Source organism: uncultured Massilia sp. (genome assembly GCF_913773735.1).
Classification (GTDB): domain Bacteria; phylum Pseudomonadota; class Gammaproteobacteria; order Burkholderiales; family Burkholderiaceae_D; genus Telluria.
In genome coordinates this window covers 76,707-98,108 of record NZ_CAJYEB010000035.1, presented here as the reverse complement: position 1 = coordinate 98,108, position 21,402 = coordinate 76,707, and the positions used below count along the sequence as shown (strand labels likewise).

The window sequence follows — 21,402 nt, the reverse complement described above, 5'->3', positions numbered from 1 at the left end:
GCCGCTGCACCCGCCCCGCAGGCGGAAGTCCGGGCCGCGCGCGTGCCTGACCGGAGCGCTCCATGGGTGCGCAAGATCCCGCCGACATGGCCATGGCCTCCCCGGGCGCGGCGCCCGGCGGTCCGGCGCGCCTCGTGGTGCACCTGGTGGATGCGCTCGACGGCAGCGCCCCGGACGGCGGCCTCGTCGACCTGATCCGCCACCTGCCGCCGCAGCGCTACCGCCACGCCATCGTCTGCCTGCGCGACCCCGGCGCCTGGCAGGGCCCATTGCGCGCGCAGGGGGTCGAGATCGTCCACCTGCACCGGCGCGACGGGCGCGACCCGCTGCTCTACCTGCGCCTGTTCCGGACGCTGCGCGCCCTGCGTCCCGACCTGATCCATACGCGCGACCATGGCGGCCTGCCGGCCCAGCTCGTCGCCACGCTGGCCGGCGTGCGCCTGCGCGTGCATGCCGAGCACGGCGCCGCGGCGCCGGCAAAGGGCGGATCCGGCGGCCAGTTGCTGCGGCGCCTGCTGCGTCCGTTCATCGGCCATTTCATCGCCGCCAGCAGCGGGCTGGAGCAGTGGCTGATCGAGGCCATCGGCGCCGAGCCGGCGCGCGTGTCGCAGATCGCCAACGGCGTCGACAGCGTGCAATTCCACCCGCGCCTCGGTCCGGCGGCGGCCGTGGGGCCGAACGGCTTCATGCAGGACGGCGCCTTCGTCGTCGGCAGCGCCGGCCGCCTCGACGACGCCTCCGGGCACGCCGCGCTGGTCGAGGCGTTCCTGCGCCTGATCGCCTCGCCGCACCCGGCCCATGCGCGGCTGCGCTTGCTGATCGTCGGCGACGGGCCGGCGCGCGCCGAATGCCAGGCGATGCTGAACCGCGCCGGCGCCGCGGCGCGCGCCTGGCTGCCGGGCGCGCGCGCCGACCTGCCGCAACTGCTGCGCGCGATGGACCTGTTCGTGCTGCCGGCGCCGTCCGAGGACCGCGCGAACGCGATCCTGCAGGCGATGGCCAGCGGGCTGCCCGTCGTGGCGAGCGCCACCGGGACCAACGCGGAACTCGTCCATTCGGGCTTCACCGGCATCCTGCTGCCCAGCCACGCGTCCGAGCTGCTGGCCGCGGCCATCGCCGACTACTGCCGCATCCCGGAAATGGCCGCGCGCCACGGCGCCCGCGCGCGCAGCCAGGTCATCGCCCACCACAGCATGCCGGCGATGGCGCGCGACTACCTCGCCGTCTACGACGCGCTGGCGCGTGGCGGCGGCGGCCTGCGGCGCGAGTCCTGACGCGCGTCCTGCACCCGCTCGACCACGCCGCCGCGGGCCTGAAAGATTATTTCAGGATCTGCTCGTGGATGACAGGAAATTTCACTCCCGCAACGATCGCACCGGGGTTTCCCCGCCGCCACGACGGCAACGGCAGGCCAAATGGTCTATAGTGATGCCTCTTCGTACAACACCAACAACGCTCCCAAGAGACCTCCATGAATTTTGACGTAGTCATCGTCGGCAGCGGCCTGGCCGGGCTGTCGGTCGCGCTGAACCTGGCGCAGACGCGCAAGGTCGCCATCATCTCCAAGCGCGAGCTGCTCGACGGCGCCAGCAACTGGGCCCAGGGCGGCATCGCCGCCGTGCTCGATTCCGGCGACAGCCACGACCAGCACATCGCCGACACCCTCGTCGCCGGCGCCGGCCTGTGCGACGAGACGGCGACCCGCTACATCGTCGAACACGGCCGCGAAGCCATCGAATGGCTGATCGAACAGGGCGTGCCCTTTACCCGCGATGCCAGCGCCGAGCTGGGCTTCCACCTGACCCGCGAGGGCGGGCACAGCCAGCGCCGCATCATCCACGCGGCCGACGCCACCGGCCACGCCGTGCAGGTGACGCTGGAACAGAAGGTGCGCGCGCATCCGAACATCAGCCTGTTCGAGCACCATAGCGCGATCGACGTGATCACGTCGAAGAAGCTCGCCCCCAAGGGCTCGCCGGCCGGCCAGCAGCGCTGCCACGGCCTCTACGTCCAGGACGAACGCAGCGGCAAGGTCCTGACCTTCGCGGCCGAGCACACGGTGCTGGCCACCGGCGGCGCCGGCAAGGTCTACCTGTACACGACCAACCCCGACACGGCCACCGGCGACGGCATCGCGATGGCCTGGCGCGCCGGCTGCCGCGTGTCGAACATGGAATTCATCCAGTTCCACCCGACCTGCCTGTACCACCCGTATGCCAAGTCCTTCCTGATCAGCGAGGCGGTACGCGGCGAAGGCGGCCAGCTCGTGCTGCCGCCGGAAGCCGGCGCCGCCGCCGGCACGCGCTTCATGCCGGCCCACGACGAGCGCGGCGAACTGGCGCCGCGCGACGTGGTGGCGCGCGCCATCGACTTCGAGATGAAGAAGCGCGGCCTCGACTACGTCCACCTGGACATCAGCCACCAGAGCCCGGCCTTCATCCAGGAACACTTCCCGACCATCTACGCGCGCTGCCTGGAACTGGGCATCGACATCACGAAGGAGCCGATCCCGGTCGTGCCGGCGGTGCACTTCACCTGCGGCGGCGTGGTGACCGACCTGGCCGGGCGCACCGACATCGCCGGCCTGTACGCGGTGGGCGAGACGGCCTGCACGGGCCTGCACGGCGCCAACCGCCTGGCCAGCAACTCGCTGCTGGAATGCCTGGTGGTGGGCCGCGCCTGCGCCGGCTTCATCGCGACGGCGCCGGCGGTCGAGGTGCCGGACCTGCCGTGCTGGGACGAGAGCCGCGTCACCAACGCCGACGAGGAGGTCGTCATCGCCCACAACTGGGACGAGCTGCGCCGCTTCATGTGGAACTACGTCGGCATCGTGCGCACGACCAAGCGCCTGGAGCGCGCCCAGCACCGCATCAAGCTGCTCAAGGAAGAGATCGACGAGTACTACCGCAACTTCCGCGTCACCAACGACCTGCTGGAGCTGCGCAACCTGGTCGAGGTGGCGCACCTGATCGTGCGCAGCGCCCTGTCGCGCCACGAGAGCCGCGGCCTGCATTATTCGCGCGACTACCCGGACACGCTGCCCAAGGCACTGCCCAGCGTGCTGACGCCGCGGCGGCGCTGACGCTTCCCGTCCCGGCCGCCATGATGGCGGCCGGAATCGTGTTTTCGTGACGGCATCGGGGATGGTACGATCCCTGCAGAAAGGGACGGACACGATGGCGGAAGCAGAGATGCACCACGACCATGCCGCGGCGATCGCGGCATTCCTCGATCACCACCCGCGCGCCCTGGTCCTGACGGGCGCCGGCCTTTCCACCGGCTCGGGCATCCCCGACTACCGCGACCGCGACGGCAACCGGCGCGGCCGACCACCGATCCACGGGCCGGACTTCCGCAAGTCCGAAGCCGTCCAGCGGCGCTACTGGGCCCGCAGCATGGTCGGCTGGCCGGTGCTGGCGCGCGCGCGGCCGAACGCGGGGCATGTGGCGCTGGCCGGCATCGAGGCGATCGGGCGGCTCGGCTCGGTGCTGACGCAGAACGTCGACGGCCTGCACGGCCAGGCTGGCAGCCACACCGTGCTGGAACTGCACGGGAACATCCACAGGGTGGTCTGCCTGGCGTGCGCGGCGCTGTTCCCGCGCGCCTTCATCCAGGAACAGCTCGAACGCGACAACCCGCACATGACGGGTGCGAGCGCGACCCCGCTGCCGGACGGCGACGCCGCCGTCGAGCCGGCCGAACTGGCGCGCTTTCGCCTGCCCTTCTGCACCTGTTGCGGCGGTCCGCTGATGCCGGACGTCGTGTTCTTCGGCGATAACGTGCCGCCCGCGCGCACGGCGATCGCGCTGGAGCGCATGGAACGGGCCGACGCGCTGCTGGTGGTGGGCTCCTCGCTGATGGTCTACTCGGGCTTTCGCTTCTGCCGCCTGGCGCAGGCGGCGGGCAAGCCGATCGCCGCGATCAACCTCGGCCGCACGCGCGCCGACGACATGCTCGACATCAAGATCGAGGACACGGCCGAGCGCATCCTGCCGCTCGCGCTGGCCCTGCTGTCCGGGGAACGGAGAACGGGCGGAGACACGCCAACATTTCAACTCGACGGGGGAATACTGTGACCAACATCAAGCGCACTATGCATACCATGCGGGGCGCCGCCGCGCGCACCGGCCTGTCCGGCCTGCAGGCCGGCCTGCTCGGCGCCGGCCTGGGCCTGGCGGCCTCGTTCCTGTACGTGCGGGCCAAGACGCGGCAGGCCGAGGCCGACAATCCGCCGCAGGGCCGCTTCGTGACCGTCGACGGCGTGCGCCTGCACTACATCGAACGGGGCAGCGGCCCGGCGCTGGTCCTGCTGCACGGGAACGGGGTACTGGCCAACGACTTCGAACACAGTGGCCTGCTCGACAAGGCCGGGGCGCACTACCGGACGATCGCCTTCGACCGGCCCGGCTTCGGCTACAGCGAGCGCCCGCGCGGCACGCTCTGGACCCCGCAGGCCCAGGCGCGCCTGCTGCACCACGCGCTGCAGCGGCTCGGCGTCGAGTCGGCGATCGTCGTCGGCCATTCCTGGGGCACGCTGGTGGCGCTGTCGATGGCGCTGGAGGTGCCGGACTTCGTGCGCGGCGTCGTGCTCCTGTCCGGCTACTACTATCCGAGCATGCGCCTGGACGCGCCGCTGCTGGCCGGCCCGGCGATCCCGGTCGTGGGCGACGTGCTGCGCTACACGGTGTCGCCGCTGGTCGGGCGCATGCTGTGGCGCCCGGTGACCAGGAAGGCGTTCGCGCCGCTGCCGGTGGACACGCGCTTTCGCGCCCTGTCGCCGTGGATGGCGCTGCGCCCCGGCCAGCTGCGCGCGGCGGCGGCCGAGACGGCGCTGATGGTGCCGGCCGCCGCGGCGCTGGCCAGGCGCTATCCGGAACTGAAGGTGCCGGCGACGATCGTGGCGGGCACGCAGGACCGCGTGGTCGACTTCGGCCACAACTCGGAACGCCTGCACGAGCGCCTGCCAGCCAGCGAGTTGCAGTTGCAGCCGGGCGTCGGCCACATGACGCATTACGCGCATCCGGACAAGGTCATGGCGGCCATCGATGCGATCGCGGCGCAGGTGGGAGAGCCCGTCCACCTGCGCGACCCGAAGGCGGAAGCGCTGGCGCGGGCGAGCGAGAGCGGGACGTAGGGTGGACGGGTTCCCCGTCCACGCGTTCAATCATCGTGGGCGGGCCGCACGGCAATTCGCACGCCGTTGGACGCGTGGACGGCAGAGCCGTCCACCCTACCCGTGACGCATCACGAAAAGTTTATCCGACGGTCCGCAGCGAATGGCGACGTAGGGTGGACGGGTCCCCCGTCCACGCGTTCAACCATCGTAGGTAGGCCGCACGGCAAATCGCGCGCCGTTGGAGGCGTGATGCGTCACGAAAACGGTTATCCGACGATCCGCAGCGAATGGCGACGTAGGGTGGACGGGTTCCCCGTCCACGCGTTCAACCATCGTGGGCGGGCCGCACGGCAAATCGCACGCCGCCGGAAACGTGATGCGTCACGAAAAAACTTACTCGACGATCCGCAGCGAATAATCGATCGCCCGGACATCCTTGGTCAGGCTACCGATCGAAATCCGGTCCACGCCCGTCTCGGCGATCGCACGCACCGTCTGCATATTGATGCCGCCGGACGCCTCCAGCAGCGCGCGGCCGGCATTGATGCGCACCGCCTCGCGCATCATGGCGAGATCGAAGTTGTCGAGCAGGACCGAGACCGCGCCCGCCTGCAGGGCTTCTTCCAGTTCGGCGAGCGATTCGACTTCCACCTGCACGGTCACGCCGGCGTCCAGCGCCTGCGCGGCGCGCAGCGCGGCGGTGATGCCGCCGGCCGCCGCGATGTGGTTTTCCTTGATCAGGATGCCGTCCCACAGCGCCATGCGCTGGTTGGCGCCGCCGCCCACGCGCACCGCGTATTTCTGCGCCTGGCGCAGGCCCGGCAGCGTCTTGCGGGTGTCGAGGATGCGCGCGTTGGTGCCGGCCACCACGTCGACGTAGGTGCGGGTGCTGCTGGCCACGCCCGACAGCAGCTGCAGGAAGTTCAGCGCCGAGCGTTCCGCCGTCAGCAGCGAACGCGGCGACCCCTCGATGGTGCAGACGACGCTGTCGGCGGCCATCACGTCGCCCTCGGCGTACTGCCAGTCGATCTCGATGTCCTGGTCGATCGCCAGCATCACGCCCTCGAACCAGGGCGCGCCGCACAGCACGGCCTGTTCGCGCACGATCACGCGGGCGCGCGCGCGCGGGCCTTCCGGCACCAGCTTGCCGGTCAGGTCGCCGCTGCCGACGTCTTCCAGCAGCGCGGCCAGGATGTTCTGCTCGAACGCGGCCTGCAGCTTCTCCTCGAGGGCGCCGTCTGCGGCGAATGGATTGCGCAAGGTCGTCATGCCGGACCGATTCCCTTAAACAGTGTGGTTTCCTTCTCCAGCGCGCCGGTCGGCAGCGCCTTCGCCTTTTTCGCCGCGGCGAAATCGAGCATGCGGTCGATCGCGCGCCTGGCCTGGCGGCCGGTTTCCGGATCGACGTGGATGGCGTTGCGGCCGTCCGTCGCTTCCAGCACGGCGGCCAGGTTCTGCAGGCCGTTCATGGCCATCCACGGGCAGTGCGCACAGCTCTTGCAGGTGGCGCTGTTGCCGGCGGTGGGCGCCTCGATCAGCGTCTTGCCCGGCGCGGCCATGCGCATCTTGTGCAGGATACCGTTGTCGGTGGCGACGATGAAGTGGGTGGCGTCCATGGTCTGGGCCGCATTGATCAACTGCGTGGTCGAGCCGACCACGTCGGCCTGCTCCACCACGTTGGCCGGCGATTCCGGGTGCACCAGCACTTTCGCGTGCGGGTACTCGGCGCGCAGCAGGTCCAGCTCGATGCCCTTGAACTCGTCGTGCACGAGGCAGGAGCCCTGCCACAGCAGCATGTCGGCGCCGGTCTGCTTCTGGATGTACGAGCCCAGGTGGCGGTCCGGCGCCCACAGGATCTTCTTGCCCTGCGCGTGCAGTTCCCTGACGATGTCCAGGCCGATCGACGAGGTCACCATCCAGTCGGCGCGCGCCTTCACGGCCGCGCTGGTGTTGGCGTAGACGACCACGGTGCGGTCCGGATGCTGGTCGCAGAACGCGGCGAATTCCTCGGCCGGGCAACCCAGGTCGAGCGAGCAGGTCGCGTCCAGGTCCGGCATCAAAATCGTCTTTTCGGGGCTGAGGATCTTCGCGGTCTCGCCCATGAAGCGCACGCCGGCGACGACCAGCGTCTGCGCCGGATGGTCGCGGCCGAAGCGCGCCATCTCCAGCGAGTCGGACACGCAGCCGCCGGTTTCCTCGGCCAGGTCCTGCAGGTCGGCGTCGACGTAGTAGTGGGCGACCAGCACCGCCCCGCGTTCCTTGAGCAGGCGGCGGATGCGGTCCTTCAGCGCGGTCTTCTCGGCCAGTTCGAGCGGCGACGGGGTGCGCGCCCAGGCTTCGGCGGTCGAACAGACGCCGCCGACCGGGCGGTCGTATTCGAAAGTCTTGATGGGGGCGATGGTGTTCATGGGGCGTCTCGTTCCCGTGTTGGATGGTTCCATGAGGACGCGTTTCGACGGCGCCATGGTGGGCACGGGGTGCCCACCCTACGACCAACGATGCGTAGGGTGCGCACCCCCGTGCGCACCGCGGCTCACCCGTGACGCGTCACGACATATTACTCGAGGCCCTGGCTCTTCAGGTAGTCCTCGTAATTGCCCTGGAAGTCGACGACGCGGTCTTCCTTGACTTCGAGGATGCGCGTGGCCAGCGAGGACACGAACTCGCGGTCGTGCGAGACGAAGATCAGCGTGCCGGCGTACTTGTCCAGCGCGATGTTCAGCGATTCGATCGATTCCATGTCCATGTGGTTGGTCGGCTCGTCGAGCAGCAGCACGTTGTGGCGGCCCAGCATCAGCTTGCCATACATCATGCGGCCCTTCTCGCCGCCGGACAGCACGCGCACCGACTTCTTGACCTCGTCGCCGCCGAACAGCAGGCGGCCCAGGATCGAGCGCACGGCCTGGTCGTCGTCGCCTTCCTTGGTCCACTGGCCCATCCAGTCGGTGAGGTTGGCATCCGTGGCGAATTCCTCGGTCGGATCCTGCGGCATGTAGCCCGGATTGGCGTTCTCGGCCCACTTCACGCGGCCGGTGTCGGCGTCCAGGCCGGTGATCGGACCGCTGCCGATCGAGCGCAGCAGCGTGGTCTTGCCGGCGCCGTTGGCACCGATGATCGCGACGCGCTCGCCCGCCTCGATCATGATCGAGAAGTCCTTGAACAGCGTGCGGTCATACGATTTCGACAGGCCCTCGGTCTCGACGGCCAGGCGGTGCAGCTTCTTCTCGCCTTCGAAGCGCACGAACGGATAGGCGCGCGAGGACGGCTTGAATTCCTCGATCTTGATCTTCTCGATCTGCTTGGCGCGCGACGTCGCCTGGCGCGCCTTGGACTTGTTGGCCGAGAAGCGGCGCACGAAGTCCTGCAGTTCGGCGACCTTTTCCTTGGCCTTGGCATTGTTGGCCAGCTGCTGGTTGCGTGCCTGGGTCGACGCTTCCATGTAGTCGTCGTAGTTGCCCGGGTAGACCTTCAGCGTGCCGTAGTCCATGTCGGCCACGTGGGTGCAGACCGAGTTCAGGAAGTGGCGGTCGTGCGAGATGATGATCATCGTCGAATTGCGCTGGTTCAGCATGTCCGCCAGCCAGGAAATCGTATGGATGTCCAGGTTGTTGGTCGGCTCGTCCAGCAGCAGGATGTCCGGATCCGAGAACAGCGCCTGCGCCAGCAGCACGCGCAGCTTCCAGCCCGGCGCCACGGCGCTCATCACGCCCTGGTGCAGGTCGGTGCCGATGCCCAGGCCCAGCAGCAGTTCGCCGGCGCGCGCCTCGGCCGAGTAGCCGTCGTACTCGGCGACCTTGCCTTCGAGCTCGGCCGCTTTCATGTAGTCCTCGTCGGTGGCGTCCGGATTGGCGTAGATCGCGTCGCGCTCGGCGATCGCGTTCCACAGCTCGGTGTGGCCCATCATGACGACGTCGAGCACGCGCACGTCTTCGTACGCGAACTGGTCCTGGCGCAATTTACCCAAGCGTTCGCCCGGATCGAGGCTGACGTTGCCGCCCGACGGCTCGAGGTCGCCGCCGAGGATCTTCATGAAGGTCGACTTGCCGCAACCGTTCGCGCCGATCAGGCCGTAGCGGTTGCCGTCGCCGAACTTGACGGAAATGTTTTCGAACAGCGGCTTGGCGCCGAACTGCATCGTGATATTGGCTGTACTGAGCACTGTAGGAAACCTTTTGGGTGGTTTTTCGATTAACCGTGCATTTTACCACCCTGCGCCCGGCGCGACATAGCGGACCGATCCTGCGTCGCCGCGCCGGCAGGGGTGGCCCCGCGCACGACGCGGTGGACTCAGCCGGCCAGGCCCGGGTCCCAGCGTACCGTCGGATAGGCCGACAGCGTCAGCGTCCAGGCGCCACCGTCGGCCACCAGGCGCCCCTGCGCCCCGAACGGGATCGTCACGCGGCGCGCGACGTGGCCGAATTCCAGGCCCGTCAATACGGGCAGGGGCAGCGTCGCACGCAGGTAGGCGAGCATCTGTGCGAAGTCGTAGCCATTGTCGTGCGCGCCCAGCCGGTAGCCGGAGAAGTCGCCCAGCACGACCGCCCGCTGGCGCGCCAGCACGCCGGCCTGCAGCAGTTGCAGCAGCATGCGCTCGACGCGGTACGGGTGTTCGGCGATGTCCTCCAGGAACAGGATGCCGCCGTCGACCTGCGGGAAGTACGGGGTGCCGAGCAGCGACACGACCATGGCCAGGTTGCCGCCCCAGACGGTGCCCTGCACGTCCAGCGCCGGGTTGCCGGCGCCCTGCCCGGCCACCGCGTGCGTGGGGCCGGCCAGGCAGCGCCGGAAATCGTCGAGGGTGAACGCGACGGGCTCGGGCGCGCCGAAGTCGCCGGCGAACATCGGCCCGGCATAGCTCTGCGCCCCGGTCCGCGCGTACAGGGCCATGTGGAAGGCGGTCACGTCGGAAAAGCCGACGAAGATCTTGCCGCTGGCGGCCATGCGGTCGAAGTCGATGTGCGGCAGCAGGCGGCTCATGCCGTAGGCGCCGCGCAGGGCCATCACGACCTGCACGTCCGGGTCGGCGGCCGCCGCCTCGAGCTGCGCGAGGCGGCCGGCGTCGGTGTCGCCGAAGCGCTGGAAGCGCCGTTCGTGTTCGTAATAGTTGTGGACCAGGATGCCCTGGGAAGCGAGGCGGGCGATGCCGCGCCCGACCGCGTCGGGGTCGGGCGCGTAGGAGCCCGGCGCCACGACGGCGATGCCGAGTTGGGAGGTGATCACTGTTTGACGAAGAGCCTTGGTGTCGAGTCGGGCGCCATCTTACCGTGGGCATGGGCGTCGATCAAGGCGAGCAGGCGTTCGAGCAGCTGGCCCGGCAGGTCGTGGCCCATGCCCTCGATGACTTCGAGGCGGGCGCCGGGAACGGCCTGGGCCGTGTCGACGCCGCAGGCCAGCGGCACCAGCGGGTCGGCCGCGCCGTGCACGACGAGCGTGGGCGCCGTGATCGACTGCAGCTGCGGGGTGCGGTCGCCGCTGGCCGCCACGGCCAGCAGCTGGCGCGCCACCCCGCCCGGGCAGTAGTTGCGCCGCATCGCGCGCGCGACGCGCCGCCGCAGTACCTTGTCCGGCGTGGGGTAGGACGGGCTGGCCAGCATCTGGAACGTCCGCACCGCGTGCTCGATGGCGGCGTCGACGTCGGCCGCGCTGCGCGGATGCTGCAGCAGCGCCCGGCGCAGCGCGGGCGACGGGCCCGGCAGGCCGCGCCGGCCGCTGCTCGACATCATCGACGTCAGGCTCAGCACGCGCGCCGGATACTTGGCCGCCACCAGCTGGGCGATCATGCCGCCCATCGAGATGCCGACCACGTGGGCGCGCGCGATGCCCAGCGCCGACAGCACGCCGAGCGCGTCGTCGGCCATGTCTTCCAGCCGGTACGGCGGCTTGAGCGGCAGGCGCAGCAGGCGCTTGAGCCAGGCCAGGCCGAGGCTGGGCGTGCCGGCCTGCTCGAACTTGGTGGACAGGCCGCAATCGCGGTTGTCGAAGCGGATCACGTAGAAGCCGAGGTCGACGAGGCCGTCGACGAAGTCGTCCGGCCAGGCGCCCAGCTGCAGGCCCAGCCCGGAAATCAGCAACAGGGGTGCGGCTTTCGGATCGCCGGCGGTATCGAAGGCGATGCGGATGCCGTTGGCGTTCAGGCTAGGCATGGCGGCGGCACCGGGTCGACCGGATGAGGCCGGGATGCCGGATGGGTTGCGGTTGGTCCAAGGAAGTCTCCGGGCCGCGTGGGGGCGGCTGCTGGAAACCAGCATACCATTTTCGACAATTCGGGGGCGCGACGGGAGGAAACGTGTGGCCGCCGCCCCGCACCCCGCCCGCTCAGTCCTGCGGGGCCGGCTTCTTGCGCGCCGCGCGGCGTTCGGCGAAGAAGCCGCGCAGCATCGTGGCGGCCTCGTCGGCGAGGACGCCGCCGACCACCTCGGTATGGTGATTCAATTGCTCCAGCGCGAACAGGTCGAGGATCGAGCCGCACACGCCGGTCTTGGGATCGGGCGCCGCGTAGACGACGCGCGCCAGGCGCGCATGCATCATCGCGCCCGAGCACATCGCGCAGGGCTCCAGCGTCACGTACAGTTCGCAGCCGGGCAGCCGGTAGTTGCCCAGCCTGTCGGCGGCCGCGCGCAGCGCGACGATCTCGGCGTGCGCGGTCGGGTCGTGGCGCCCGATCGGCTGGTTGAAGCCGGCCGCGACCACTTCGCCATCCTTGACGACGACGGCGCCCACCGGCACCTCGCCGGCGGCCCAGGCCTTGCGCGCCTCGGCCAGGGCCAGGGCCATCCAGGCGGCATCGGCGTCGGAATAGGCCGGGACCGGCACCGGGTCCGGCGTCGGGACCGGATCCGGGGGGGATGCCGGGATGGCGGCGATCTCGTCAGGCATCCGTGATTTCTGCCCAGCAGTTCGGGGTTTCGTGCAGGACCAGCTTCTGCAGGCGCAGACCGGTGCCGTAGCGGTCGGTGTAGGCCGCCTTCAGGATGTTCCAGGCGACCTGCGCCAGGTTCTCCACGGTCGGGATGCGGTCGATCACGACGGTCTTGTGGCCAGGCAGGCTGGACAGGAACTCGCGCACCTTGTCGTCCTTTTCGTACACGAGGAAGGCATGATCCCAGACGTCGACCAGGAATTCCTTGGCCAGCGCCTTGATGTCGGAAAAGTCCATGATCATGCCGTTGTCGGAATTGCCCTCGACGTCGATGACGTCGCCGGTCAGCGTGATTTCCAGCGTGTAGCGGTGGCCGTGCAGGTTGCGGCACTGGCTCTTGTGGTCGGGGATGCGGTGGCCGGCATCGAATTCGAGCTTGCGGGTGATGGTCAGCATGAAGCTTGCCTTTCAGGGAATCTGGAGGAGTTTATGGGTCTGGAGGCTGAGCTTCCACTTCGGGTTGGCGCGGCAGGTATCGATGGCCAGCTTGGTATTGAACGCGGCCAGCGGGCCATCCATCGGCTGCACGTAGAAATGCGCGAAATCGAGGTGTTCGTAGGCGGCCAGGTCCTGGTTCGCCTGCGGGATCACGACCTTGATCTCGCTGCCCCCGGCGACGACCAGCTTCGAACCCATTTTCGGGCTGACGCAGATCCAGTCGACGCCGCTCGGTACCGGCAGCGTGCCGTTGGTCTCGATCGCGATGGTGAAGCCGGCGGCGTGCATGGCGTCGATCAGCGGCGCGTCCAGCTGCAGCAGCGGCTCGCCGCCGGTGAACACGACGTATTTGCTGGCCGGATGGCTGGCCGGCCACAGGCTGTCGATCTCGGCGGCCAGGCTGGCCGGATCCTTGAACTTGCCGCCGCGCTCGCCGTCGGTGCCGACGAAATCGGTGTCGCAGAAGGTGCAGGTGGCGCTGGCCCGGTCTTCCTCGCGGCCGGTCCACAGGTTGCAGCCGGCAAAGCGGCAGAACACGGCCGGCCGGCCGGCGTGCGCGCCCTCGCCCTGCAGGGTATAGAAGATCTCTTTGATGCTGTAAGTCACGTTAAGCCTCTCGTCAACCTTCCATTATAGCGCGACCCGGCACGGTAGCAGAAGAGCGGCCGGTTTTCGCCATCGGCATTGTCATTGATGATTAGCAAGATTGTTCCAGTCGGAAAGTCTTACTTTCTCGTTGAGGACTTTTCCTAATCCGACGTCGGAAGCCACGAAGGGAGACCCTTCCATGCGACTCATCCTGCTCTCTACCCTGGCGGCATGCGCCGCCCTGGCCGGCCTCGCTGCCCTGGCCGGCGCCGGCTGGCCGCTCGCGCGCGCCGGCAGCTGGCCGGCGTGGCCGGCGCGCCTGCAGCTGGCGGTGGCGCTCCTGCTGGGGATGGGCGGCTTGTGCGGCCTGCTCGCCTGGCGGGTGTTGCGCGAAGACCGGGTCGCGCGCGTCGAACTGGCGCGCTGCCGCGAACACCAGGCGCGCAGCCACGCGGACCTGGCGCTGGCCGAGTCCGACCTGCTGATGGACCGGCTCGGCGCCCGCCGCGACGACGAGCCCGGCGCCGAACTGGCGCTGATCCGCGCCGACCTGCTCGAATTACAACGCTGCAACGCCCACGACAACCCGGTGCTGGCGGCGCGGATGGAACTGTTGTGCGCCCGCGTCGACCGCGTCGTGCAGGCCGTCTGCGACGCCCGGTCGGGGTGACGGTGGGCCAAGTATTCTTGCTAAAAATCAATAGCGCACCCGTGGCCGTATCGCACAATCCGTTCCTGTCAGCAATCATTGCTTACCGGCACATCACCAACGGATAGACGAAGGAAGGCCATGACCAGCAGTCTCGTCGACATCACCGATGCGCTCCCGGGCGTGCTCGCGGCGCACGGCACCGATCCGGTTTCCGAACGCGCGCTCGCCCACCAGCTGATGGAAATGCTGGCCATCCCGGTCTTCGTGCTCGATGCGCAGGCGCGCGTGATGATCTGGAACCGGGCCTGCGAGCGCCTGACCGGCGTGCCGGCCACCGAGGTGCTCGGCACGCGCGAGCACTGGCGCAGCTTCTACGAGGAACAGCGCGCCACGCTGGCCGATATGCTGGTCGAGGACGGCGCCAGCGGCGGGACCGGCGGCATCCACCCGCTCCACGGTCCGGTCCACCACCTGTCGGCGGAGACCTGGTGCGACATGCCGCGCGTGGGCCGGCGCCGCTACCTGGCGGCCGATGCCAGTCCCATCTTCGACGGCAGCGGGCGGCTGGCGGCCGTGATCGAGACGCTGCGCGACATGACGGAAGAAAAGCTGGCCCAGATCGCGCTCGAGCAACTGGCCACGCGCGACGGCCTGACCGGCCTGGCCAACCGCCGCTGCTTCGACGACACCCTGCACGCCGAGTGGGCGCGCGCCCTGCGCCAGCACCAGCCGCTGTCGCTGCTGATGGTCGACGTCGACAACTTCAAGGCCTACAACGACGCCAACGGCCACCTGGGCGGCGACGAATGCCTGAAACGCATCGCCGGCGCCGTCGCGGGCGAGATGCGCGCCAACGACCTGGTGGCCCGCTACGGCGGCGAGGAATTCGCGGTGATCCTGCCGAACCAGTCGCTCAAGGGCGCCGCCAGCGTCGCCGAGCGCATCCGCCTGCGCGTCGAGCAGCTGCAGGTGCCGAACCGCTGCGCGCCGGGCGTCAACGTGACCGTATCGATCGGCGCCGCCACGGCCATCGCCAGCCACGACAACAGCGCCAGCGAACTGGTCGCCACCGCCGACGCCGCCCTCTACCGCGCCAAGCACATGGGCCGCAACCGCATCAGCCTGCCGCTCTCCGAACCGGCCTGACCCAGCCATTTGCGCTGCCACAAACCGGGGTCAGAGCCCGGCTCTGACCCCGGCTCTGACCCCGGCGTTGGCGGTCCTAGCTCTGACCCCGGGGTTGGTGGTTGGGATGCTGTTTTTTTCCTTGGGAATCTATTAAGCTGTTGCGCTTAGTACTTTTTCAAGGAGTTCGCGTGTCCCATTTGTCCAAGCTCGTTGCGCTGGCCTGCCTGTCGATGGCCGTGCCGGTGGCCACCGCGGCGCCGGCCCAGGCGTCGTCGGATGTCCTGCCGTTCAAGGCGACCGAGAAGCAATTGCCCAACGGCCTGAAGGTGATCGTGGTGCCGACCGGCTTCCCGAACCTGGTATCGGTCACCATCCCCGTCCAGACCGGTTCGCGCAATGAAGTCGAGCCGGGCAAGTCCGGCTTCGCGCACTTCTTCGAGCACATGATGTTCCGCGGCACCAAGGCCTATCCGCCCGAGAAATACCAGGACATCATCACCAAGGCCGGCGCGCGCCAGAACGCCTACACCAGCGACGACCTCACCAATTACTACACGACCTTTGCCAAGCAGGACCTGGAGACGGTGCTGAAGGTCGAAGCCGACCGCTTCCAGCACCTGGATTATGCCGAGGCCGCGTTCAAGACCGAGTCGCGCGCCGTGCTGGGCGAGTACAACAAGAACAGCGCGAACCCGATGCAGAAGCTGTTCGAGGTGCAGCGCGACGCCGCCTTCGGCACCCATACCTACAAGCACACGACGATGGGCTTCCTCAAGGACATCGAGGACATGCCCAACCAGTACGCCTATTCGAAGGTGTTCTTCGACCGCTGGTACCGTCCGGAGCGCACCACCATCATCATCGCCGGCGACGTCGACCCGAAGCACGCCGTCGCCCTCGTCGAGAAGTACTGGAGCGGCTGGAAGCGCGGCAGCTACGACGTCAAGGTGCCGGCCGAGCCGGCGCCGAAGGGCGCGCAGTACCGCCACGTCCCCTGGCCGACGCCGACGCTGCCGCTGGTGACCGTCGCCTTCCGCGCGCCGGCGTTCTCGGACACGCAGAAGGACCAGGCCGCGCTGTCGATGCTGCTGTCGCTGTCGTTCGGCCGTACCTCGCCGTTGTACAAGCGCCTGGTGCAGGACGAGCAGAAGGTCGACCAGCTGTTCGATTCCAGCCCGAACCGCGTCGATCCGACCCTGGTCACCATCGGCGCCCGCGTCAAGAAGCCGGAGGACGCCCTGTACGTGCGCAACGCCATCCTCGAGACGGTGGCGAAGCTGCGCGACACCCCGGTCGGCCAGCAGGTGCTGCGCGACGCCCAGGCCAACGAGAAGTACAGCCTGGTGCGCTCGCTCGACAACACCGACGCCATCGCCCAGACGCTGGCGTCCTACGTGCACTTCCAGCGTTCCTATGGCACCCTGAACCGCTACTACCGCCTGGTCGACAGCCTGACCCCGGCCGACCTGCAGGCCGCCGCGCGCAAGTACCTGGTCGACGACGGCATGGTCGTCACCACCCTGTCGAACGCCGCCCTGCCCGCCGGCATCGAGACGCTGCCGCGCCTGGCCGAGCTGGCGCCGCAGGCCGGCGACGCCCGCTTCGACGTGCTGGTGCAGAAGACCGCGCTGCCGCAGGTGCGCTTCAAGCTGCAGTTCGACGTCGGCTCGGCCCAGGACCCGGCCGGCAAGGAAGGCCTGGCCGCGCTGACCGCCGCGATGGTCGCGCGCGCCGGCTCCGTCGAGCGCAAGTACGACGAGGTCACGAAGGCGCTGTTCCCCGTGGCCGGCAGCTTCGGCGAGCAGACCGACAAGGAGATGACGACCTTCACCGGCACCATCCACCGCGACAACTGGGACCAGTTCCTCGACATCGCCCTGCCCCAGCTGCTGGACCCGGGCTTTCGCGAGGACGACTTCCGCCGCCTGAAGGATGCGCAGCGCAATGCGCTGACGCTCGACCTGAAGGACAACAACGAGGAGGAACTGGGCAAGGAACGCCTGCAGGCCAACGTGTTCGCCGGCACGCCCTACGGCCATCCGGTGCTGGGCACGCTCGCCGGCATCGACGCGATCACGCTGAACGACGTGCGCGCCTTCTACCGCCAGGCGTACACGCAGGGCGCGCTGCACGCCGGCATCGCCGGCGACGCCAGTCCGGCGATGGTCGCCCAGCTGAAGGCGCGCCTGGCGGCACTGCCGGCGGGCCCCGGCCTGGCGCAGGTCGCCGCGCCCAAGGGCCGCATGCCGCAGGGCCTGGAAATCGAGATCGTCGAGAAAAATACCCGCGCCACCGCGATCTCGTTCGGCCTGCCGATCGCCGTCAACCGCGCGCATCCGGACTTCGCCGCGCTGTGGCTGGCCAAGACGTGGCTCGGCGAGCACCGCGCCTCCAGCGCTTTGCTGTACCAGCGCATCCGCGAGGTGCGCGGCATGAACTACGGCGACTACGCCTACATCGAGGCGTTCCCACGCGGGATGTTCCAGTTCTTCCCGAGCCCGAACCTGGGCCGCAAGTCGCAGCTGTTCGAAGTCTGGATCCGTCCGGTGGCGCCGCAGAACGCGCACTTCGCGTTGCGCGTGGCGCTGGCGGAACTGGGCAAGCTGGTCGACAACGGGCTGACCGAGGCCCAGTTCGTGTCCACCCGCGACTACCTGATGAAGAACGTGTTCGTGATGACGGCCTCGCAGGACCAGCAGCTGGGCTACGCCCTCGACGCCCGCTGGTATCGCACGCCGGAATTCACGGCGATGATGCGCGACGGTCTGGCGAAGCTGACCGTGGCCGACGTCAACGCGGCCATCAAGCGCCACCTGTCGGCGCAGAACCTGTCGGTGGTGGTCATCACCAAGGACGCGGCGGGCCTGAAGGACAAGCTGGTCAGCGACGCCTTCTCGCCGATCGCGTATGACGCGACCAAGCCGCAGGAACTGCTGGACGAGGACAAGGCGATCGGCGCGATGAAGCTGGGCATCCGCCCGGACGCCGTCAGGATCACGCCGGCGGCGGCCGTCTTCGCGAAATGATGCGCGCCCCGAGGTGCGCACGAGATGCGCGCCTCGGACACTTTCCGTGACGCGTCACGGTCGGTGCGCGGGCGACGCGCCCCCATGAAAAACGCCGGCAAGCGCCGGCGTTTTTCGTCATGCAGCCGCTGGCCGGACGCGCCGGATCAGGCGGTCATGCGATCCCAGCCATGACGCACGGCGGCCTTGAATTTCTCCCAGGTCGACACGCCGTTGCTGGCGTAGCGGGTGTCCCAGTCGGTGCGCAGGTCGGACTCGACGTCGTTCCAGTTGCGCCCCGTGTACCTGGCGTCGCGGCGCATCTCGTTGCCGTAGCGGTAGGCCGGCTGGTAGGCGTTGTAGGTGTCGCCGCTGCTGCCGTAGGTGCTGGTCCAGTGCGAGCGGTAGTAATCGTCGTCGTCCATGTCCGGGGTGATCTTGTCCCAGCCATGGCGCACGGCGGCCTTGAACTTTTCCCAGGTCGACGGTTCGCCGGACGTGGCGTAGCGGCTGTCCCAGTCGCTGCGCAGGTCGCTCTCGGCATCGTCCCAGCTGCGGCCGGCGTACTTGCTGCGCGCCTCGCTGCCGTAACGGTAGGCCGGCGCATAGTCGTCGTAGGCGCCGCCCAGGCTGGAATAGTTGCGGTCCCAGTCGCTGCGGTAGGCATCGTCGTCGCTGTCCGGGGTGATCTTGTCCCAGCCGCGGCGCACGGCGGCCTTGAATTTCTCCCAGGTCGACGGCTCGCCCGCGGTGCCGTAGCGGCTGTCCCAGTCGCTGCGCAGGTTGGCCTCGACGTCGTCCCAGTCGCGGCCCGAATACTTGCTGCGCGCTTCGCTGCCGTAGCGGTAGGCCGGCGCGTAATCGTCGTAGCTGCCGCCCAGGCTGGAATAATTGCTGTCCCAGTCCTTGCGGAAGTCGTCGTCGTCCAGTGCGGAAGTGCGCAGCCCGCCCGCATCGACGGCCGTGCTCTCCATCGGGCGCGAGTAGACGCGCACGCGTTCGCGCGACAGGCTGGCGCCGGTATCGCGCTGCATCGAACCGGACAACGAGGAGCCGGACAGCGACGAGCCCGACAGGCCGGAACCCGACATGCCGGTGTCGCGTTGCGCATTGCCGGTCTGCACCGTGCCGCCCAGCGACATGTCGTTCGAGCCCTGCATCGACGCCGTGCCCTGCAGCGCGCCGCTGCCCAGGCCGGTCGCCTGCGAGGAGCCCATGGTTTCCTGGTAGGTGGTGCCGCGCGGGACGTCGTCGTTCAGGTCCTGCTTGGCAGGATACGGCAGGTCGTCCTCGTCGCGCTGCATCGAGGCCGACTGGGCGTTCTGCAGCGCGCCCGGCGCGGTGGATGCGCGCTGGTCGACGGTGCTCTGGTTCAGGCCGCCGGCACCGGCCAGGGCGCCGGACTGCGACTGCATCGATGCCGACTGCGCCGACATCGACGTCGACTGCTGCATGCCGGCCGTGTTCGCGCTCATCGCGCCGGCCATCGTGCCGGTGCCCAGCGTGGCCGCGCCCAGCGTGCTGGCCGGGCCGCTCAGGTCGTGGCGCTCGTCGATGTCGACCGGGCCGAAGCGCTCGATGATGTCGGCTGCGCGTTCGACTTCCGGTTCGGAATGGGTGGTCAGCGTGACCACGTGGTGGCCGCGCGTGACGGCGTCCGAGTAGCGCATCGCGTGCTCGTCGGTGTCCGAGCCGAACAGGCTGGTGAAGAAATGCTTGATCGAGGCGCCGATGCCCTCCTCGTGGACACCCTCGACGTTCTCGCTGGCGCCGGTGACGCTATTGGTCTGGCCGGTCGGGTCGGCGCTGGACAGGTTGACGTCCGTGCGCGCGTAGCCCGAGGCCAGCAGTTCGTCGACGGCGCTCTGGGCGTCGCTCCGGTTGTCGAAAACCGCTACAAGCGTATGTTGCATGATCTATCCTCCAATGACTGTCATTGTGACGAGCGGTCGCCGGCTTCATCGAAGCGCCCCACGCTGCCCCGCCTTGCGGCAGGATCCCGGCAGCGTGGCGCGCCTCGTACCGTGCTTGCGCCGATCCGCAGGAGCGGAGTCGGCGCCGGTCTCGCGGTGCGAACGTCGTGTGGGGCGATGGAATGGCGCGGATGCAATGCCGTTCCGCCGCTCCCGCTCACGACGCTAGAGTTGTCAAGATTACTCGAAAGCGGCAGCGCCCCGCGCACCATTGACCCACGCCAATTCATGCATGCCGCGGGGTGGAAGCGGGACTTGATCGGGACTTAAGCGGGACTGAAACACGGCAGGAAACGGGCGCCGCGGCGGCGCGAGGGTGCGGCCGCGCACGGACGGCGCGGCCGGGAGGCGGTGCGGGAAACGCCGCTCAGGCGAAGGGATTGTCGACCGTCGTGACCTGCGGCGGCGGCAGGCGCTCCGGCAGGTCCTTCGCTTCCAGGCTGGCGACCACCTGGCCCAGCAGCGCGTGCAGCAGCCGCGCCGCCTCCAGGCCGCGGCGGTCGGCGGTCAGGTCGACGTCGCCCGACACGGTAATGCGGTCGAGGCGGTTTTCCAGCATCAGGTCGCCGACCTGGACGACGTCGGCTTCGTTCTCGTAGGGAGCAAACGCGCTCTTGTGGGCATTCATCGCGGATCCTTTCGATGGGGTCGGTCAGTCGGTGGGCACTCAGTCGCGCGCGCGCTTCTTCTTGCGCTCGCGGATGGTCGGCAGGCGCAGCACGCGCTCCTTCTCGGCGTCGCTCAGGGCCGGCAGCAGGTTGATGCCGACGATGCGCTCCAGTTCCGGGATGGGCACCACGTTCGCCTTCGCGTCCGGCTGGTTCTCCACGAACCAGGCGGCGCCCGCCTTCTGGCGCGGACTGTACACCAGTTTGTACAGGTGCGTCGGCACCAGGACGTTGCCCACCTTCTGCAGGTTGGTGCCGAGGAAGGCCGGACCGGTGACGACGTACAGTTCGCCCTCGCGCTTGGCCATGCCGCGCACGGCGCCCTCGATGCCGGCCCACAGGTTGCGGTTGTTCTCGCCGTTCTGCGGGACGATGTTGGCCAGGCTGAAGCTGTCGCGCTGGCTGGCGCGGTCGGGCATGTCGGCGTTCGGCGCCAGGTGGCCGCGGTCGAAGCCGCTGCGCGCATAGTCCGACAGTTCGGCGCGCTGCGCCGCCGGCAGGCGCTGCTCGGCGTGGAAGGAATCGTCGCGCTTGAGTTCCTGGGCGGCGGCGAGGTTGTCCGCGTCCAGGTGCTCGGCGGACCACAGCGGCGTGCGCGTGACGCCCGAGTGCATCACCGAAAACACGTTGAAGCAGAGTTCCCTGGTGGCAACCGCCAGCTTGGGGTTGACGATCTGCGGCGCATCGCCGCCGACGTAATGGTCGGCGCAGGACTGCGGCGCCGGCGCCGCCTGGCGGCCATGCTGTTCCGACCGCGGTTGCGACTGCTGTTGCGCATGCGCCTGCGATTGCGCGCGGGACGGTGCCCCCTGGGGCTGGGCGGATTCGCCATGGCAGCCGCCCAGCGCGAACAACCCTGCGAGCAGGAGGACGACAGAAAGTTTTTGACGAAGCATGATGAATCGGTTGGATCAA

The 21,402-nt window shown here is 69.0% G+C and carries 18 protein-coding genes; 7 read left to right on the top strand and 11 right to left on the bottom strand.

Annotated elements, in window-relative coordinates:
* The first annotated feature begins 62 nt into the window (after positions 1–62).
* The 4 genes from QZ749_RS17835 to QZ749_RS17820 all read left to right on the top strand — a co-directional run bounded on the left by QZ749_RS17835 (position 63) and on the right by QZ749_RS17820 (position 5,134).
* The gene (locus QZ749_RS17835) at positions 63–1,274 is read left to right on the top strand and encodes a glycosyltransferase (protein ID WP_296949502.1); all 1,212 of its coding nucleotides are present in this window, start codon (positions 63–65) and stop codon (positions 1,272–1,274) included.
* Positions 1,275–1,471: 197 nt separating this feature from the next.
* Complete coding sequence (nadB, locus tag QZ749_RS17830; protein ID WP_296949501.1) at positions 1,472–3,082, top strand: L-aspartate oxidase; 1,611 nt, start codon at positions 1,472–1,474, stop codon at positions 3,080–3,082.
* Positions 3,083–3,176: 94 nt separating this feature from the next.
* Positions 3,177–4,076, top strand: a complete 900-nt coding sequence (locus QZ749_RS17825) for an NAD-dependent protein deacetylase (protein WP_373896835.1) — start codon at positions 3,177–3,179, stop codon at positions 4,074–4,076.
* Between the two features lie 17 nt (positions 4,077–4,093).
* Positions 4,094–5,134, top strand: coding sequence for an alpha/beta fold hydrolase (locus QZ749_RS17820; protein ID WP_296949498.1), 1,041 nt, complete (start codon positions 4,094–4,096; stop codon positions 5,132–5,134).
* A gap of 375 nt (positions 5,135–5,509) precedes the next feature.
* Here the strand turns inward: QZ749_RS17820 and nadC are convergent, their stop codons facing one another.
* The 8 genes from nadC to queE all read right to left on the bottom strand — a co-directional run bounded on the left by nadC (position 5,510) and on the right by queE (position 13,079).
* Entirely contained in the window at positions 5,510–6,385 is an 876-nt protein-coding gene (gene nadC / locus QZ749_RS17815; RefSeq protein ID WP_296949496.1) for a carboxylating nicotinate-nucleotide diphosphorylase, read from the bottom strand.
* A complete protein-coding gene (gene nadA / locus QZ749_RS17810) occupies positions 6,382–7,524 on the bottom strand; it encodes a quinolinate synthase NadA (protein WP_296949495.1) in 1,143 nt (380 codons plus the stop codon). Before nadA ends, nadC begins: the two co-directional genes overlap by 4 nt.
* A 149-nt stretch (positions 7,525–7,673) precedes the next feature.
* Entirely contained in the window at positions 7,674–9,275 is a 1,602-nt protein-coding gene (locus QZ749_RS17805; RefSeq protein ID WP_296949494.1) for an ABC-F family ATPase, read from the bottom strand.
* Between the two features lie 128 nt (positions 9,276–9,403).
* Positions 9,404–10,336 (bottom strand): muramoyltetrapeptide carboxypeptidase, encoded by a 933-nt coding sequence (ldcA, locus tag QZ749_RS17800; RefSeq protein ID WP_296949492.1) that lies wholly within the window; start codon positions 10,334–10,336, stop codon positions 9,404–9,406.
* Positions 10,333–11,259 (bottom strand): alpha/beta fold hydrolase, encoded by a 927-nt coding sequence (locus QZ749_RS17795; RefSeq protein WP_296949490.1) that lies wholly within the window; start codon positions 11,257–11,259, stop codon positions 10,333–10,335. The genes ldcA and QZ749_RS17795 overlap by 4 nt, the downstream gene beginning before the upstream one ends.
* 172 nt (positions 11,260–11,431) lie before the next feature.
* Positions 11,432–11,890 (bottom strand): tRNA adenosine(34) deaminase TadA, encoded by a 459-nt coding sequence (gene tadA / locus QZ749_RS17790; protein ID WP_296949726.1) that lies wholly within the window; start codon positions 11,888–11,890, stop codon positions 11,432–11,434.
* A gap of 94 nt (positions 11,891–11,984) precedes the next feature.
* Positions 11,985–12,431: a 6-carboxytetrahydropterin synthase QueD gene (gene queD / locus QZ749_RS17785; RefSeq protein ID WP_296949488.1), complete on the bottom strand. Its 447-nt coding sequence runs from the start codon at positions 12,429–12,431 to the stop codon at positions 11,985–11,987.
* A gap of 12 nt (positions 12,432–12,443) precedes the next feature.
* Entirely contained in the window at positions 12,444–13,079 is a 636-nt protein-coding gene (gene queE, locus QZ749_RS17780) for a 7-carboxy-7-deazaguanine synthase (protein WP_296949485.1), read from the bottom strand.
* A 181-nt stretch (positions 13,080–13,260) separates the two neighbouring features.
* Between queE and QZ749_RS17775 the strand changes: the two genes are divergently transcribed.
* The 3 genes from QZ749_RS17775 (at position 13,261) to QZ749_RS17765 (ending at position 17,867) form a co-directional block, all read left to right on the top strand.
* The gene (locus QZ749_RS17775) at positions 13,261–13,731 is read left to right on the top strand and encodes a hypothetical protein (protein WP_296949484.1); all 471 of its coding nucleotides are present in this window, start codon (positions 13,261–13,263) and stop codon (positions 13,729–13,731) included.
* 219 nt (positions 13,732–13,950) lie between these two features.
* Positions 13,951–14,859 (top strand): sensor domain-containing diguanylate cyclase, encoded by a 909-nt coding sequence (locus QZ749_RS17770; RefSeq protein WP_296949724.1) that lies wholly within the window; start codon positions 13,951–13,953, stop codon positions 14,857–14,859.
* Positions 14,860–15,029: 170 nt separating this feature from the next.
* Entirely contained in the window at positions 15,030–17,867 is a 2,838-nt protein-coding gene (locus QZ749_RS17765) for a pitrilysin family protein (RefSeq protein ID WP_296949483.1), read from the top strand.
* Between the two features lie 146 nt (positions 17,868–18,013).
* Here QZ749_RS17765 and QZ749_RS17760 read toward each other — a convergent pair whose 3' ends face one another.
* From QZ749_RS17760 to QZ749_RS17750, 3 genes are all read right to left on the bottom strand, one after another.
* Positions 18,014–19,759 carry a general stress protein gene (locus QZ749_RS17760; protein WP_296949482.1) on the bottom strand — a complete coding sequence of 582 codons (1,746 nt, stop codon included), beginning with the start codon at positions 19,757–19,759 and terminating at the stop codon, positions 18,014–18,016.
* A gap of 427 nt (positions 19,760–20,186) precedes the next feature.
* A complete protein-coding gene (locus QZ749_RS17755; protein WP_296949480.1) occupies positions 20,187–20,447 on the bottom strand; it encodes a hypothetical protein in 261 nt (86 codons plus the stop codon).
* A 39-nt stretch (positions 20,448–20,486) separates the two neighbouring features.
* The gene (locus tag QZ749_RS17750; RefSeq protein ID WP_296949479.1) at positions 20,487–21,383 is read right to left on the bottom strand and encodes a DNA/RNA non-specific endonuclease; all 897 of its coding nucleotides are present in this window, start codon (positions 21,381–21,383) and stop codon (positions 20,487–20,489) included.
* Between the last annotated feature and the right edge of the window lie 19 nt (positions 21,384–21,402).

What these genes read in the sequence shown, in the direction of transcription:
- QZ749_RS17770 (WP_296949724.1), top strand. Translation starts at nt 13,951, where the DNA reads ATGGAAATGCTGGCCATCCCGGTCTTCGTGCTCGATGCGCAGGCGCGC.
- nadB (WP_296949501.1), top strand. Translation starts at nt 1,472, where the DNA reads ATGAATTTTGACGTAGTCATCGTCGGCAGCGGCCTGGCCGGGCTGTCG.
- QZ749_RS17775 (WP_296949484.1), top strand. Translation starts at nt 13,261, where the DNA reads ATGCGACTCATCCTGCTCTCTACCCTGGCGGCATGCGCCGCCCTGGCC.
- QZ749_RS17760 (WP_296949482.1), bottom strand. Translation starts at nt 19,759, where the DNA reads ATGCAACATACGCTTGTAGCGGTTTTCGACAACCGGAGCGACGCCCAG.
- nadA (WP_296949495.1), bottom strand. Translation starts at nt 7,524, where the DNA reads ATGAACACCATCGCCCCCATCAAGACTTTCGAATACGACCGCCCGGTC.
- nadC (WP_296949496.1), bottom strand. Translation starts at nt 6,385, where the DNA reads ATGACGACCTTGCGCAATCCATTCGCCGCAGACGGCGCCCTCGAGGAG.
- tadA (WP_296949726.1), bottom strand. Translation starts at nt 11,890, where the DNA reads ATGGCCCTGGCCCTGGCCGAGGCGCGCAAGGCCTGGGCCGCCGGCGAG.
- QZ749_RS17755 (WP_296949480.1), bottom strand. Translation starts at nt 20,447, where the DNA reads ATGAATGCCCACAAGAGCGCGTTTGCTCCCTACGAGAACGAAGCCGAC.
- QZ749_RS17820 (WP_296949498.1), top strand. Translation starts at nt 4,094, where the DNA reads ATGCATACCATGCGGGGCGCCGCCGCGCGCACCGGCCTGTCCGGCCTG.
- QZ749_RS17825 (WP_373896835.1), top strand. Translation starts at nt 3,177, where the DNA reads ATGGCGGAAGCAGAGATGCACCACGACCATGCCGCGGCGATCGCGGCA.
- QZ749_RS17835 (WP_296949502.1), top strand. Translation starts at nt 63, where the DNA reads ATGGGTGCGCAAGATCCCGCCGACATGGCCATGGCCTCCCCGGGCGCG.
- queD (WP_296949488.1), bottom strand. Translation starts at nt 12,431, where the DNA reads ATGCTGACCATCACCCGCAAGCTCGAATTCGATGCCGGCCACCGCATC.
- QZ749_RS17795 (WP_296949490.1), bottom strand. Translation starts at nt 11,259, where the DNA reads ATGCCTAGCCTGAACGCCAACGGCATCCGCATCGCCTTCGATACCGCC.
- QZ749_RS17750 (WP_296949479.1), bottom strand. Translation starts at nt 21,383, where the DNA reads ATGCTTCGTCAAAAACTTTCTGTCGTCCTCCTGCTCGCAGGGTTGTTC.